The 13,923-nt window shown below is 64.2% G+C and carries 15 protein-coding genes; 12 read left to right on the top strand and 3 right to left on the bottom strand.

Going from position 1 to position 13,923, the window contains the following annotated elements; translation table 11 throughout:
• The first annotated feature begins 22 nt into the window (after window positions 1–22).
• The 10 genes from QA649_RS01115 to QA649_RS01070 all read left to right on the top strand — a co-directional run bounded on the left by QA649_RS01115 (window position 23) and on the right by QA649_RS01070 (window position 10,202).
• A complete protein-coding gene (locus QA649_RS01115; RefSeq protein WP_283022593.1) occupies window positions 23–337 on the top strand; it encodes a metalloregulator ArsR/SmtB family transcription factor in 315 nt (104 codons plus the stop codon).
• A 12-nt stretch (window positions 338–349) separates the two neighbouring features.
• Window positions 350–706: a hypothetical protein gene (locus tag QA649_RS01110; RefSeq protein WP_283022592.1), complete on the top strand. Its 357-nt coding sequence runs from the start codon at window positions 350–352 to the stop codon at window positions 704–706.
• 118 nt (window positions 707–824) lie between these two features.
• Complete coding sequence (locus QA649_RS01105) at window positions 825–1,427, top strand: ATP-dependent Clp protease proteolytic subunit (protein ID WP_283022591.1); 603 nt, start codon at window positions 825–827, stop codon at window positions 1,425–1,427.
• Window positions 1,428–1,820: 393 nt separating this feature from the next.
• Window positions 1,821–2,159, top strand: coding sequence for a P-II family nitrogen regulator (locus QA649_RS01100; RefSeq protein ID WP_008142813.1), 339 nt, complete (start codon window positions 1,821–1,823; stop codon window positions 2,157–2,159).
• Window positions 2,160–2,196: 37 nt separating this feature from the next.
• On the top strand, window positions 2,197–3,645 hold the full coding sequence (locus tag QA649_RS01095; RefSeq protein ID WP_026312461.1) for an ammonium transporter: 1,449 nt from the start codon (window positions 2,197–2,199) through the stop codon (window positions 3,643–3,645).
• 219 nt (window positions 3,646–3,864) lie between these two features.
• Window positions 3,865–4,269 (top strand): GFA family protein, encoded by a 405-nt coding sequence (locus tag QA649_RS01090; protein WP_283022590.1) that lies wholly within the window; start codon window positions 3,865–3,867, stop codon window positions 4,267–4,269.
• 322 nt (window positions 4,270–4,591) lie between these two features.
• Entirely contained in the window at window positions 4,592–5,806 is a 1,215-nt protein-coding gene (locus QA649_RS01085; protein WP_283022589.1) for an aminotransferase class I/II-fold pyridoxal phosphate-dependent enzyme, read from the top strand.
• 9 nt (window positions 5,807–5,815) lie between these two features.
• Window positions 5,816–8,293, top strand: a complete 2,478-nt coding sequence (locus tag QA649_RS01080; RefSeq protein ID WP_283022588.1) for a DNA translocase FtsK — start codon at window positions 5,816–5,818, stop codon at window positions 8,291–8,293.
• A 182-nt stretch (window positions 8,294–8,475) separates the two neighbouring features.
• On the top strand, window positions 8,476–9,201 hold the full coding sequence (locus QA649_RS01075; RefSeq protein ID WP_349254092.1) for an outer membrane lipoprotein carrier protein LolA: 726 nt from the start codon (window positions 8,476–8,478) through the stop codon (window positions 9,199–9,201).
• 185 nt (window positions 9,202–9,386) lie between these two features.
• On the top strand, window positions 9,387–10,202 hold the full coding sequence (locus tag QA649_RS01070) for an exodeoxyribonuclease III (protein ID WP_283022586.1): 816 nt from the start codon (window positions 9,387–9,389) through the stop codon (window positions 10,200–10,202).
• 105 nt (window positions 10,203–10,307) lie between these two features.
• On the opposite strand, the gene QA649_RS01065 is transcribed toward QA649_RS01070, so the two are convergent.
• Entirely contained in the window at window positions 10,308–10,751 is a 444-nt protein-coding gene (locus QA649_RS01065; RefSeq protein ID WP_035703221.1) for a cyclic nucleotide-binding domain-containing protein, read from the bottom strand.
• Window positions 10,752–10,809: 58 nt separating this feature from the next.
• A complete protein-coding gene (locus QA649_RS01060) occupies window positions 10,810–11,496 on the bottom strand; it encodes a response regulator (RefSeq protein WP_008142830.1) in 687 nt (228 codons plus the stop codon).
• 203 nt (window positions 11,497–11,699) lie between these two features.
• Between QA649_RS01060 and QA649_RS01055 the strand changes: the two genes are divergently transcribed.
• Window positions 11,700–12,269 (top strand): L,D-transpeptidase family protein, encoded by a 570-nt coding sequence (locus QA649_RS01055; protein WP_283022585.1) that lies wholly within the window; start codon window positions 11,700–11,702, stop codon window positions 12,267–12,269.
• A 6-nt stretch (window positions 12,270–12,275) separates the two neighbouring features.
• On the top strand, window positions 12,276–13,061 hold the full coding sequence (locus QA649_RS01050) for a fumarylacetoacetate hydrolase family protein (protein ID WP_283022584.1): 786 nt from the start codon (window positions 12,276–12,278) through the stop codon (window positions 13,059–13,061).
• A gap of 142 nt (window positions 13,062–13,203) precedes the next feature.
• Here the strand turns inward: QA649_RS01050 and QA649_RS01045 are convergent, their stop codons facing one another.
• Window positions 13,204–13,893 (bottom strand): YggS family pyridoxal phosphate-dependent enzyme, encoded by a 690-nt coding sequence (locus tag QA649_RS01045; RefSeq protein WP_283022583.1) that lies wholly within the window; start codon window positions 13,891–13,893, stop codon window positions 13,204–13,206.
• Between the last annotated feature and the right edge of the window lie 30 nt (window positions 13,894–13,923).

Below are 13,923 nucleotides of genomic sequence, written 5' to 3'. Positions count from 1 at the left end.
AAGTAAATGCTTATGTGTCGGCATGATCGAAGCCAACATCTTCAAGGCACTGGCCGACCCGACGCGCCGAAAGGTCTTTGAAAAGCTCGCGGGCGGAAGCCTGAATGCCAGCGCTTTGCGCGACGGTTTGGAGATCAGCCAGCCGGCGATGTCGCAGCATCTTTCGGTGCTGCGCGCGGCAGGCCTCGTGCGCGAACAGCGGCAGGGCCGCTTTGTGAATTACGAAGTCGACCCGGACGGAATCGTGGCCATCGGGGCATGGCTTGCGCGTTACCGCGCCTATTGGCCGAAGCGCATGGAAGCACTCTCCGATCTCCTCAAGGACATGGATCAATAAGGATCTGGATCAATGAGCGACGCAGCGAAACCTGATCCCTCCGACGCAGAACTGGTGCTCGAATATGAATTCGACGCGCCGCCGGCAAAGGTCTGGCGCGCCGTCACCATTCCGGCGCTGCGCGAACGCTGGCTACCGGATTGCGACCTTGCCGGGACCGAGCCGGAATCGTCGATCGCGGGCGAAGAGGTGCGCTACCGGCTTCGCGATTCCGAACCGCCGTTTCGCGAAAGCCACGTGATCTTCCGGATCGAGCCGAACGAGGACGGCGGCACGCGCTTTCGCATCATCCAGCAAGCCTGCGACGACCTCGCGAAACTGCCGCAGCCGGCCAACAGCAATCGCTGCATGATGCGCGCGGCGGCCTAGAGCATGATCCGGACCCGAAGGGCCGCGCAGCGCAAAGTGTGAAGCGGTTTTCCGAGAAGATCATGCTCAAGTAAGAGCACCAAACAGACTTCATCACCTGCAAACATGGAGGTCGCCAATGCGCGACATGCTTCAGCTCGTCCCTATGGTTGTCGAACAATCCGCCCGCGGCGAGCGATCCTTCGACATCTATTCGCGGCTCCTGCGCGAGCGCATCATCTTCCTCAACGGCGAGGTCAATGATGCGATGTCGGGCCTCGTCTGCGCGCAATTGTTGTTCCTGGAAGCGGAGAATCCGAACAGACCGATCAATCTCTACATCAACTCCTATGGCGGCGTGGTCACCTCCGGTCTCGCCATGTACGACACCATGCAGTTCATCAAGGCGCCGGTTCATACGCTGTGCATGGGCACCGCGCGCTCGATGGGCTCGTTCCTGCTGATGGCCGGCGAGCCAGGTCACCGCGCCGCGCTGCCCAATGCGAGCCTTCACGTGCATCAGCCGCTCGGCGGCTTCCAGGGCCAGGCGTCCGACATCCTGATCCATGCCAACGAAATGCAGGAGACCAAGCGGCGCATCATCCGGCTCTATGCGCAGCATTGCGGGCGCACCGAGGCGGAGGTGGAACGCACCCTGGACCGCGACCACTTCATGACCGCGCAGCAAGGGGTCGAATGGGGATTGATTGACCGGGTCTTTGCGCAGCGCGAGGCCGCCTGACGGTCCAGGCCGGTTGCGCGCATCCCGTGAGCACGCCGAGGGCCGATTCGATATTTCGCGGGGCGGTGGGCCCCCTTATCAGGCCTCTTCTGTAATTAAATACCTTCTTGCTGCCCGACGCGTGAGCAGCAATTGTGTCGGCAGCCTGTCATGCCTGCTTTTTGATCAGATATGACCACGTTTTGAGCGCGACGTAATAGCGCACTGCACCGCAATACGCGCCAGGCACGAAAACACCCGTTTTCATAGTCCGTTAGGCAACCCGCCAGATCTGGCACGGCATTTGATTCTAGGGGTCCGGCTGTGCCCGCGTAGTGAAACTTCTCCCTCGTGGCGAACCAGTCGAGAAACGCCCGGCCACGTCCGGACCGGGCCCAAGCGGGGATAGGACCCATGAAAATTGTTATGGCGATTATCAAGCCATTCAAGCTGGAAGAAGTCCGTGACGCCCTGACCGCCATCGGCGTTCACGGTCTCACGGTGACGGAAGTCAAGGGGTATGGCCGCCAGAAGGGCCATACGGAAATCTATCGCGGCGCCGAATATGCCGTGAGCTTCCTGCCCAAGATCAAGATCGAGGTCGCTGTCGCCTCCGACCAGGTCGACAAGACCATCGACGCCATCACGTCCGCTGCGAAAACCGGACAGATCGGCGACGGCAAGATCTTCGTCATCAATCTCGACCATGCGGTTCGCATCCGCACCGGCGAGGCCGATGCCGCGGCCCTTTGATTTCGCGATCAACCTTATCCAATCAGGAGTAAATAATATGACGTTCAAGCGTCCCTATGGCGCGGGATTGGCGGCTCTCGCAGTCGGCCTGTTCGCTGCGACCGCAGCCTACGCCGAGCCAACGGTCAACAAGGGAGACAACGCCTGGATGCTGACATCGACAGTGCTCGTGCTGTTGATGACGATCCCCGGCCTCGCGCTGTTCTATGGCGGCCTCGTCCGCTCCAAGAACATGCTCTCCGTTCTGATGCAGGTGTTCTACACCGTCTGCGTCGTCACCGTGATCTGGGCCGTGTACGGCTACAGCCTCGCCTTCACCGGCGGTTCCGACTTCATCGGCGGCTTCTCCAAGGCCTTCATGATGGGCGTCACCACCGACTCGAAGGCCGCGACCTTCTCGGTCGACGCCAACATCTCGGAGCTCATCTACATGTGCTTCCAGATGACCTTCGCGGCGATCACGCCCGCCCTCATCGTCGGCGCCTTCGCCGAGCGCATGAAGTTCTCGGCGATCGCTCTCTTCATCCCGCTCTGGGTCACGCTGATCTACTTCCCGATCGCGCACATGGTCTGGTACTGGCCGGGCCCGGACGCGATCCAGGACGCTGCCAAGGCTCTGGCTGCGGCGGGTGATGCGGCGGCCAAGACCGCGGCGCAGGCCAAGCTCGACGAGATCAACGCCGACGCCGGCTGGATCTTCAAGGCGGGCGCGATCGACTTCGCAGGCGGCACCGTGGTGCACATCAACGCCGGCATCGCAGGTCTCGTCGGCGCCCTCCTGATCGGCAAGCGCGTCGGTTACGGCAAGGAGCTGATGGCCCCGCACTCGCTGACCATGTCGATGATCGGCGCCTCGCTGCTCTGGGTCGGCTGGTTCGGCTTCAACGCCGGCTCCAACCTCGAGGCCAATGGCGGCGCTGCCCTCGCCATGACCAACTCCTTCGTCGCCACCGCAGCCGCCGCGCTGTCGTGGATGTTCGCGGAGTGGATCGTGAAGGGTCATCCGTCGGTGCTCGGCGTCATCTCCGGCGCTGTCGCGGGTCTCGTGGCCGTCACGCCTGCCGCCGGCTTCTCCGGTGTCATGGGTGCGATCGTCCTCGGCCTCGTGGTCGGTGTGGTCTGCCTGTTCTTCTGCACCGTCGTGAAGAACGCGATCGGCTACGATGACAGCCTCGATGTGTTCGGCGTGCACTGCATCGGCGGCATCGTCGGCGCCATCGGCACCGGCATTCTCGTCAACCCCGCCCTCGGCGGCGCCGGCATCATCGACTACACCGCGATCCCGCCGAAGGTTGCCGACTACGACTTCGCGGCGCAGATGATCTCCCAGCTCAAGGCCGTCGGCACCACGCTGGTGTGGTCGGGCGTCGGTTCGGCGATCCTCTACAAGGTCGTCGATGTGATCGTTGGCCTCCGCGCCAATGTCGAGAGCGAGCGTGAAGGCCTCGACATCACCGAGCACACCGAGCGCGCCTACAACATGTAACCTCTCCTCCTGGGCGCGGTCTCCTCGGGGACCGCGTCCACAACTACGGTTTGGGCACATACCCGGCAATGCCCCGACCGTTGAGGGGCTCCAGCGCAAGTTGGAGCCCCTTTCTTTTTGTAGATTTTCTTTTTGACCAGGTGCCGAAGAAAAAGATTGCCATTCCAGATTGCCGGCGCAGAAATACCGACCACAACGAAAAACAATCGGGAGGTCGTCATGCGTTTGGAAGGCGGATGCTATTGCGGCGAAGTGCGCTATCAAGCCGAGGGCGACCCGATGATGCAGGCGCAGTGTCATTGCCGCGAGTGCCAGTACATCTCGGGCGGTGCGCCCAACACCTTCATCGCGATGCCGGCGGCCGGCTTCAGCTACGTCACCGGACAGCCGAAGCAATTCACGCGCAAGGACCTCGAACGCGCCGTGACGCGCGAGTTCTGCGCCGAATGCGGCACGCATCTGGTGACCAAGGTTCCGGGCCTGCCCGCCGCGATCCTGAAGGTCGGCACGCTGGACGAACCGGAAAAATTCAAGCCGCAGATGGCGATCTACACCTGCGACATGCAGGAGTTCCACGCGATCCCCGCGGGCATGAAGACATTCGAGAAGCTGCCGGGGCACTGAAGTTTGAATCGAGCCAGGGTGACGGTGCGCTCCCTCTCCCGCTTGCGGGGGAGGGCTGGGGTGGGGGTATCTGCGCGGGCGAGAACCCCCAAGAGGAGAGAACCCTCACCCGACGCTTCGCGTCGACCTTTCACGCAAGCGGGAGAGGTGACGACCCCGCCATGCATCCCGTTGTTATCCGGCCCCATTTTTCCCGCTCTGGACGGGAGCGGCGGCCGATGGTTAATCGCGTCTTAACCTCGCCCTATCTATGGTGAACTGAACCGCTTCCCGCCGGCGCCTTGGTGCGACCGGCCGTTCCAAGAGTACTGGCGCCCAACGAATGGCTCTGACCGCTTCATCCCGTGCGCCGCAGGGCGGTAATGGCTCCGATTCCGCACGCTCGCCCTTCGTCCGGCTGAACGAGCTTTTGGCCCCGCATCAGCCCGGCAAGCCCTTGATTTCGCTCGCGGTCGGCGAGCCCCAGCATCCCGTGCCAGACTTCGTCGGCCCGGTCCTGGCCAAGCACATCGCCGATTTCGGCCGCTACCCGATGAACCAGGGCACCGAGCCGTTCCGGAACTCTGCGAGCGCCTGGTTGTCGTCGCGCTTCAAGCTGCCACGGCAGCTCGACCCCAAGAGCGAGATTCTCGTCCTCAATGGCAGTCGCGAGGGGCTGTTCCTCGCCGCGATCGCAGCCGCCCGCTATGTCGGCCCGCGTCCGGGCAAGCCCGCGATCCTGATGCCGAACCCGTTCTATCCGGTCTATGGCGCCGGCGCCCTCGCGGCCGCCTGCGAGCCGGTCCATCTGCCGACCACAGTCGAGAACGGCTTCCTGCCCGATCTCGACGCGATCGACGAGGCGACGCTGGCGCGCACGGTGGCGTTCTATCTGGCCTCGCCCGCCAATCCGCAGGGCTCGGTCGCCAAGCCCGACTATTTCAAGCGCTTGAAGCAGCTCGCCGATCGCTACGGCTTCGTGATCCTCAGCGACGAGTGCTATTCGGAGATCTACACCCGCGAGGCCCCGGGCAGCGCGCTGGAATGCGCCGGCCCCGATTTCACCCGCGTGGTCGCGTTCCAGTCGCTGTCGAAGCGCTCCAACCTGCCGGGCCTGCGCGTCGGCTTCGCCGCCGGCGACAAGAGGCTCATCGGCATGTTCCTCGAGCTGCGCAACATCGCGGCGCCCCAGGTGCCGGTGCCGCTCCAGCATGTCGCGACCGTCGCCTATGGCGACGAGGCGCATGTCGAGGAGAACCGCAGGCTGTACCGGATCAAGTTCGATCTCGCCGACCAGATCATCGGCAATCGCTACGGCTACCGCCGGCCCGATGGCGGCTTTTGCGTCTGGCTCAACACCTCCGAGATCGGCGACGATGTGTCGGTGACGCTGAAGCTGTTCAAGGAAGCCGGCGTGCGCGTGGTGCCCGGCAGCTTTCTGGCGCGACAGCAGCCTGACGGATTCAATCCCGGCGCAGGCTACATCCGCCTCGCGCTGGTGCAGGATGGCGAAACGACGGCGCAGGCGCTGCACCGTCTGGTCGAGACTCTGGGTTAGGCGGGGCCCGTGAGCATGTCGGCAATCGAACGTGTCATTCCACTCGTCGGCCATCTGCCGCCCTCGATCCGCGAGGGGCTGACGCGGCGCATCCGCGAGCTCACCGGCCTCGGCCTTATCGCGCTGTCGGGCGTCGCCTCGGCGGCGCTGATGACCTGGTCGGTGCAGGATCCCAGCCTCAGCCACGCGACCTCGCGGCCGATCCGCAACATCCTCGGCTATGCCGGCGCCATCGGCGCCGACCTCGCGATGCAGATCCTCGGGCTCGGCGCGATCATGCTGGTCCTGACCGTCGCGGTCTGGGGCTGGCGCATGATGACGCATCGCCCGTTCGACCGCGAGGCGCTGCGGCTCGGCTCCTGGGTCCTCTGCACGGTCATCGCGGCCGGCTTCGTCAGCTGCTGGCCGCATGGCGGCGCCTGGCCGCTGCCGACCGGACTCGGCGGCGTGGTCGGCGATGCCCTGGTGCGCGCGCCCGCGGTGATCTTCGGACCGCCCGGCACGATCTATCGCATGATCCTCGGCACGATCCTGTTCGCCGCGATGACCGCGACCTTCCTGATCGCCTGCGGTCTCGGCGCACGCGAGCACGACGAAGAGCTTGCCGAGATCGAGGATGACGACAAGCCGCTCGACGAGGACGAGGGGAGCGATCGCGGCTCGGTGTCGCTGGGCTGGCTGTTCCATGCTGTGATGAGCACGAAGGCAAGGCTGATCTGGCTGCTTGGCGCGGCCTATCGCTCGCTAGTCTCGAGCGGACCCAAGACCAAGGCCGTCAGCTTCAGCCGCCAGGAGCCGAATCTCGGCGGCGGCCGCGCCGCGCCGTCGATCTCGCCGCAGTCCGAGGACGAGGATTACGAGGACGAGCACGAGGAAGAAGCGGAAGACGAGGAGGAGGAAGAGGAGGAGCCCGCCGCGCGCGCCCCGAAGAAGAAAGCCGCGCCGAAAGCCGCTTCCAAGAAATCCGACAAGTTCGAGCTTCCGTCCGTCTCCGTGCTGGCCGCGCCCAAGGCCGGCGATCGCCAGCCGCTCAGCAAGGCCGAGCTGGAAGCCAATTCGCGCTCGCTCGAAGGTGTGCTGCAGGATTTCGGCGTGCGTGGCGAGATCGTGAAGGCCAATCCGGGCCCCGTGGTCACGCTGTACGAATTGGAGCCGGCGCCCGGCATCAAATCGTCGCGCGTGATCGGCCTTGCCGACGACATCGCGCGCTCGATGAGCGCACTGTCGGCGCGCGTCGCCGTCGTGCCCGGCCGCAACGCCATCGGCATCGAGCTGCCGAACGCGCATCGCGAAAAGGTCTATCTGCGCGAGCTGCTGATCGCGAAGGAAGCGACCGACACGGTTGCAAAACTGCCGCTCTGCCTCGGCAAGACCATCGGCGGCGACCCCGTCATCATCGACCTCGCGCGCACGCCGCACATGCTGATCGCCGGTACCACCGGCTCCGGCAAGTCGGTCGCCATCAACACCATGATCCTCAGCCTGGTCTACCGGCTGCGCCCCGATCAGTGCCGCCTGATCATGGTCGATCCGAAGATGCTCGAACTCTCCGTCTATGACGGCATCCCCCATCTGCTCACGCCCGTCGTGACCGACCCCAAGAAGGCGGTGGTCGCGCTGAAATGGGCCGTGCGCGAGATGGAAGAGCGCTACAAGAACATGGCCAAGCTCGGTGTGCGCAACATCGACGGCTACAACACGCGCCTGCTCGAATTGAAGGCCAAGGGCGAGGAGCCGACGCGCACAGTGCACACCGGCTTCGACAAGGAGACCGGCAAGGCGATCTACGAGGAAGAAAAGCTCTCGCTCGATCCGTTGCCCTATATCGTCATCATCGTCGACGAAATGGCCGACCTGATGATGGTCGCCGGCAAGGACATCGAAGGCGCGGTGCAGCGCCTGGCGCAGATGGCGCGCGCCGCCGGCCTGCATGTGATCCTGGCGACGCAGCGTCCGTCGGTGGACGTCATCACCGGTACCATCAAGGCGAACTTCCCGACCCGCATCGCCTTCCAGGTCACGTCCAAGATCGACAGCCGCACCATCCTCGGCGAGATGGGCGCCGAGCAACTGCTCGGCCAGGGCGACATGCTCTACATGGCGGGCGGCGGCCGCATCAGCCGCGTGCACGGCCCGTTCGCTTCCGACGAGGAAGTCGAGAAGGTCGTGCGTCACCTCAAGACGCAGGGCCAGCCGGAATACCTCGAAGCGGTTACGGCCGAAGAGCCGACCGAGGACGAGGACGGCGCGGTGTTCGACGCCACCGGCATGGGCGCCGATGGCGGCGGCGATTTGTTCGCGCAGGCGGTTGCGATCGTCAAACGCGACCGCAAGGCCTCGACCAGCTACATCCAGCGCCGCCTGCAAATCGGCTATAACCGCGCCGCATCGCTGATGGAGCGGATGGAACTGGAAGGCATCGTCGGTCCCGCCAACCACGCCGGAAAGCGCGAGATTCTGGTCGAGGAAGAAGACAGCCATATGTGAGGCGGGGGGCCTCAAATCATTATTTCACGCGAAATCGTTATCTGCTTTTGCCCGAAATCACGCTAAAAAGGCGCCCAGCCACACAGGACGACGCGTTGATCAGACATAAGGACATTCGATTCGCTGCCACCATCGCTGCGCGTAGCGCGCGGGTAGCGGGCGTGCTTCTCGTCACCGCCGCGATGGTGACTGCGTCGTCCTTTGCGCAGACCGTGCCGGTGCCGAAGCCCGCGCCGAAGGGCCGTGATGGTGGTAACTCCGCCGGGGGGCCGGCTGTCACCGGCGCGACGCAGGCGCCGCCGAATCCTGTTATCCCGGATCCGCGTCGCAACGTGCCGAGCAGCATCTTCCAGACCTTCGATGCTAACCAGAAGGCGCAGGCCGCCAAGGTCAGCGCCTATCTGTCCTCGCTGCAGACGCTGGTCGGGAATTTCGTCCAGGTCGGCCCCGACGGCAGCAAGACGCAGGGCGATTTCTACATCCAGAAGCCCGGCAAGATGCGCGTCGAATATGACGCGCCGAGCCCGATCGACATCGTCGCCGATGGATCGTCGCTGGTGGTGCGCGACCGCAAGCTCGCGACGCAGGACGTCTATCCGCTGTCGCAGACGCCGCTGCGCTTCCTCTTGTCCGACCGCATCGACCTGATGAAGGACACCAACGTCATAAGTGTCACTGCCGACGACCTCTTCATCAGCGTCACCATCGAGGAGAAGCAGGCGCTGGTCGGCACCAGCCGCCTCCTGCTGATGCTCGGCGCCAAGGACGGCCAGCTCAAGCAGTGGACCGTCACCGATCCGCAAGGCTACGACACCACCTTCGCGGTTTATAATCTGGACACGAGCAAGAAGCTCGATCCGGGCATGTTCAAGATTGATTTCACGAACTACGGCCCGTCGCCGGGTTGACGGTGCGTAGGGTGGGTTAGCCGAACGCTCCGCTGCCGTAGGGTGGGCAAAGGCGTACTTGCGCCGTGCCCACCATCTCGTCCTCGTGGCAGACAACGTGGGCCCGCTCCGCTTTGCCCACCCTACGAGAGCTCGCTGTGGACAAGCATTTTCCCCGCGCCAATCCATGCTAAGACGCATTCCCCATGCGTCTTTCCCTGACAACCTGGAACATCAACTCGGTGCGGCTGCGCATCGACCTGGTCGCGAAATTCCTCAAGAGCGCGCGGCCGGAAGTGCTGTGCCTGCAGGAAACCAAGTGCATCGACGACGCTTTTCCGCTGAAGCGCTTCAAGCGGCTCGGTTACGAGCATGTCGCGCTGAACGGGCAGAAGGGCTATCACGGCGTCGCCATCGTCTCGAAGATCCCGTTCGAGTCGAAGGACATCCGCACCTTCTGCGACAAGATGGATTCGCGGCATATCTCGGTGTCGTTCGGCGAGAAGGCCGGCATCGCAAAGCCGATGGTGCTGCATAATTTCTACGTGCCTGCGGGCGGCGACATTCCCGATCCCGCGCTGAACGAGAAATTCGATCACAAGCTCCGCTTCCTCGACGAGATGACGGCGTGCGAGCCGCTGCATCCGCGCGGCGAGGATCGCCATGTCCTGGTCGGCGATCTCAACGTCGCCCCGCACGAGAACGACGTGTGGTCGCACAAGCAGCTTCTGAAGGTCGTCTCGCACACGCCTGTCGAAACCGAGAAGCTGAAGGCCGCGCTCGCCGCCGGCGAATGGGTCGACGTCGCGCGCGAGCGCATTCCGATGTCGGAGAAGGTGTATACGTGGTGGAGCTACCGCTCCGCCGACTGGACCGTCGGCGACCGCGGCCGCCGGCTCGATCACATCTGGGTCTCGCGCGCGCTGAAGGATGCGGTCAGCGATTTCAAGATTCTGCGCGATGCGCGGAGCTGGGAGCGTCCGTCGGACCATGTGCCTGTCACGGTGACGCTGGAGGTTTGAGGCCCCGTAGCCCGGATGAAGCGCAGCGAAATCCGGGACAGTCTTTCCGCAGGCGGGAATCCCGGATTGCGCTTCGCTCCATCCGGGCTACGAAGCGTCAATATCTCAGCTCGTCAGCTTCGCGCCCGCCATCAGGATATCGCTGGCGATCTGGCTGGAGCGGACCGCGAATTCGTCGCGCAGGCGCACGGCGGCGGCGGGATCGCTTTCGAGCACGCGCTGGAACAGGCTGCGCGCAACGCGAATGACGGAGGAATGCTCCAGCGCAATCGCGCTCGACGGCCGCTTCATCGGCACCACCAGCGCGAGCTCGCCGATCAGCGCGCCGGGACCGGCGATCATCTCGGCGCCGGCGCCGTCCTCGACCCGGAAGGCGCCGCGCTGGACCACGTAGCCGGCATCGGCGTCGTCGCCGAGATTGAACAGGACGTCGCCGCGGACGAAGTCACGCTGCTCGGAACCGATCGCCAGCATGCGCAACGAGGCGTCTCCCAACAGGCGCAATGTCGGGACACGCTCGAGAAGCGCTACGTCGTCGTCGATTGACATTCAGGTCCGAGGCTCAAAGGCACGCCATCTAAAACGATTCGCGCGCCCCTGAAGCGTATCACGGCACCAGCTTGTAGCCACCGGCTTCCGTGACCAGGATCTCCGGGTTGGCGGCGTCCTTCTCGATCTTCTGGCGGAGGCGGTAGATGTGGGTTTCCAGCGTGTGCGTGGTGACGCCGGAATTGTAGCCCCAGACCTCCTGGAGCAGGGTCTCGCGCGACACCGGCATCTGGCCGGCGCGGTAGAGAAAGCGGAGGATCGCCGTTTCCTTCTCGGTGAGCCGCACCTTGCGGGCATTGGCCGCGGTCAGCATCTTCGAGCCTGGGCGGAAGGAGTAGGGGCCGACCGAGAACACCGCGTCCTCGCTGGCCTCATGCTGGCGAAGCTGGGCGCGGATGCGGGCCAGCAGCACGGCGAAGCGGAACGGTTTTGCCACGTAGTCGTTGGCGCCGGATTCCAGGCCCAAAATCGTATCGGAGTCGGTGTCATGCCCGGTCAGCATGATGATCGGCGCCTTGAAGCCGCCCTTGCGCAACGAGCGGACAACTTCGCGGCCATCGGTGTCGGGCAGGCCGACATCCATCAGAACGAGATCGGGGGAATTGGCCTTTGCGGCGCTCGCGCCCTTGGCGCCGGTATCGACGGCGGAGGCTTCAAATTCTTCGTGCAGCGATAATTGCTCCACCAACGTATCGCGCAGATCGGTATCGTCATCCACGATCAGGATCTTGCGGGCATTGGCCATGGGGTATCATCCTTTTGGAGTCCGGCTCGGCGCGCATGCATGCCGCGCCCGGCCGCGAGGGGAAGTTTAGGGGTCGCCGTTATTATTGTTGTTCGTGTTGAAGTAGTGGGCTGTTACCGATTCTCAAGGCAGAACCACTCTAACCCAGAATAGCAGGGCGCCTTGATGAATGTCCTGTAATGAATTCGACATTGCACGTTCACATGAAAAACAACGTCTCTTCAGTGACTTACACCAGAAATCGAAGCTCCGGACCGCTGTCGGCGATCCGCGTTAAGCCTGCTGCCGGCAATCCGCGCCGGGGCTGGCTGATGGCCGGGCCGCTGACCATTCCGGTGGCGCTGGGGCGGGGCGGCATTCTCGCCAACAAGCGCGAGGGCGACGGCGGTACTCCAAGGGGTAGCTTCCGTCCCAAACGCCTGTGGTGGCGCGGCGACCGGCACAGCCGCCCGCAGACATTCCTGCCGGCGCGGATCATCGCCGGCGAGGACGCCTGGTGCGAGGATCCCAACGACCGACACTACAATCAGGGAATCCGGCTCGGCGAGGGGCAGGGCGGTGACCGGCTCAAGCGCGCCGACCATCTCTATGACTTCATCATCGAGATCGATCACAACACGAGGCCACGCATCGCCGGCCGCGGCAGCGCCGTGTTCCTGCACCTGGCCCGCGACAACTTCGGCCCAACCGCGGGCTGCGTCTCGATGACCAAGGCGGCGATGCTGCAATTGCTGCGGCGGCTGGGACCAAGAACGAGAATCATCATCGGGTGAGGGCACATGCTCGACAAGGATCAGATCGCCGCCGCATCGCGCGTCCTCTTTGAGCATTGGCGCGACGGCACCAAGCTCGACGCACTCGAGGCTCGCTTGCGGCCGCAGAGCCGCACGGAGGGCTATGCCGTTCAGGCCGGGCTCGAAACGCTGTCGCGTGGACAATTGTTCGGCTGGAAGATCGCAGCCACGAGCGTATCAGGGCAGAAGCACATCAATGTCACGGGACCGCTGGCCGGGCGCATCATGAGCGACACCGTCATCGCCGATGGCGGCACCGCGTCGATGAAGGGCAACGCGATGCGCGTCGGCGAGCCGGAATTCGCCTTCCGGATAGGGCGCGATCTGCCACCGCGCGCGGCGCCGTACGCGGTCGACGAGGTTCTGGCCGCCGTCGGCAGCTTTCATCCCGCGATCGAGATTCCGGATTCGCGCTTTGTCGATTTCGCCGGCGCGGGCGAGGCACAGCTCATCGCCGACAATGCCTGCGCGCATCTGTTCGTGCTGGGCGCGGCGACGTCTGCGGATTGGCGCGCGATGGATCTCGTCGAGGAACGGCCGCAGATCACGCTGCGCGGCGAGCGCTATATCGGCCACGGCAGGAACGTGCTCGGCGATCCCCGCGCAGCGCTCGCCTGGCTCGCCAACGAGCTGCGCGGGCTCGGCCTTACCTTGCGGGCAGGGGAGGTAGTGACGACAGGCACGTGCCATCCGCCGCTGCCGATCCAGGCCGGTGATCATTTCGCGGCGGATTTTGGTGTGCTCGGGAAGGTGTCGGTGGGGTTTGTGTAACCACCGCCGTCACCCGTGGCACGTGAGATTCTCGTAGCCCGGATGGAGCGAAGCGCAATCCGGGGACGCTATCGCCTGAAAGCGACGCCGGTCCCGGATTTCGCTACGCTCCATCCGGGCTACGCATCAGCGCCTACGGCTCTCACCTGTGCCCGAAGATCGCGCTGCCCACCCGCACGTGGGTGGCGCCCAGCATGATCGCGGTCGCGAAATCGGCGCTCATGCCCATCGACAGATTCTTCAAGCCGTTGCGCTCCGCGATTTTGGCGGTCAATGCGAAATGCGCGGCCGGCGGCTCATCGACCGGCGGGATGCACATCAGGCCGGAGATCGTCAGCCCATAGGTGTCACGGCAGCTTGCGAGGAAGGCATCGGCCTCGCCGGGCGCGACGCCGGCCTTTTGCGGCTCCTCGCCGGTGTTGATCTGGACGAAGAGGTGGGGGCGCTTTTTCTGGGATTCGATTTCCTTGGCTAACGCCTGGCAAATGCTCGGACGGTCCACCGAATGGATGGCGTCGAACAGCGCGACCGCCTCCTTCGCCTTGTTGGACTGCAGCGGCCCGATCAGGTGCAGCGCGATATCTGGGTAAACAGACGTTAACGCCGGCCACTTGCCTTTGGCCTCCTGCACCCGATTCTCGCCGAATACGCGCTGTCCGGCGGCGATAACCGGCGTAATTGCACTGGCGTCGAAAGTCTTGGACACTGCGATCAGCGTAACGGAGCTGCGATCACGCCGCGCATCCTTGCAGGCGCGTGCAATTTCGGCTTCGACCGAAGCGAGTGCGTTTGGTGAATCGCCGGTTATCGGCGCTGCGCTTTTTTCTGTCATGACGTTGGATTGGCCGTGATCGTACGGGAG

Origin of the sequence: Bradyrhizobium sp. CB1717 (assembly GCF_029714325.1) — a bacterium.
GTDB lineage: Bacteria > Pseudomonadota > Alphaproteobacteria > Rhizobiales > Xanthobacteraceae > Bradyrhizobium.
Note: the sequence above shows the minus strand (reverse complement) of the source record. Positions and strands in the feature narration are given on the sequence as shown.

Bases quoted from the DNA above. Each gene is read 5' to 3' on its own strand.
- QA649_RS01115 (WP_283022593.1), top strand. From the start codon at position 23: ATGATCGAAGCCAACATCTTCAAGGCACTGGCCGACCCGACGCGCCGA.
- QA649_RS01110 (WP_283022592.1), top strand. From the start codon at position 350: ATGAGCGACGCAGCGAAACCTGATCCCTCCGACGCAGAACTGGTGCTC.
- QA649_RS01105 (WP_283022591.1), top strand. From the start codon at position 825: ATGCGCGACATGCTTCAGCTCGTCCCTATGGTTGTCGAACAATCCGCC.
- QA649_RS01100 (WP_008142813.1), top strand. From the start codon at position 1,821: ATGAAAATTGTTATGGCGATTATCAAGCCATTCAAGCTGGAAGAAGTC.
- QA649_RS01095 (WP_026312461.1), top strand. From the start codon at position 2,197: ATGACGTTCAAGCGTCCCTATGGCGCGGGATTGGCGGCTCTCGCAGTC.
- QA649_RS01090 (WP_283022590.1), top strand. From the start codon at position 3,865: ATGCGTTTGGAAGGCGGATGCTATTGCGGCGAAGTGCGCTATCAAGCC.
- QA649_RS01085 (WP_283022589.1), top strand. From the start codon at position 4,592: ATGGCTCTGACCGCTTCATCCCGTGCGCCGCAGGGCGGTAATGGCTCC.
- QA649_RS01075 (WP_349254092.1), top strand. From the start codon at position 8,476: ATGGTGACTGCGTCGTCCTTTGCGCAGACCGTGCCGGTGCCGAAGCCC.
- QA649_RS01070 (WP_283022586.1), top strand. From the start codon at position 9,387: ATGCGTCTTTCCCTGACAACCTGGAACATCAACTCGGTGCGGCTGCGC.
- QA649_RS01065 (WP_035703221.1), bottom strand. From the start codon at position 10,751: ATGTCAATCGACGACGACGTAGCGCTTCTCGAGCGTGTCCCGACATTG.
- QA649_RS01060 (WP_008142830.1), bottom strand. From the start codon at position 11,496: ATGGCCAATGCCCGCAAGATCCTGATCGTGGATGACGATACCGATCTG.
- QA649_RS01055 (WP_283022585.1), top strand. From the start codon at position 11,700: ATGAAAAACAACGTCTCTTCAGTGACTTACACCAGAAATCGAAGCTCC.
- QA649_RS01050 (WP_283022584.1), top strand. From the start codon at position 12,276: ATGCTCGACAAGGATCAGATCGCCGCCGCATCGCGCGTCCTCTTTGAG.
- QA649_RS01045 (WP_283022583.1), bottom strand. From the start codon at position 13,893: ATGACAGAAAAAAGCGCAGCGCCGATAACCGGCGATTCACCAAACGCA.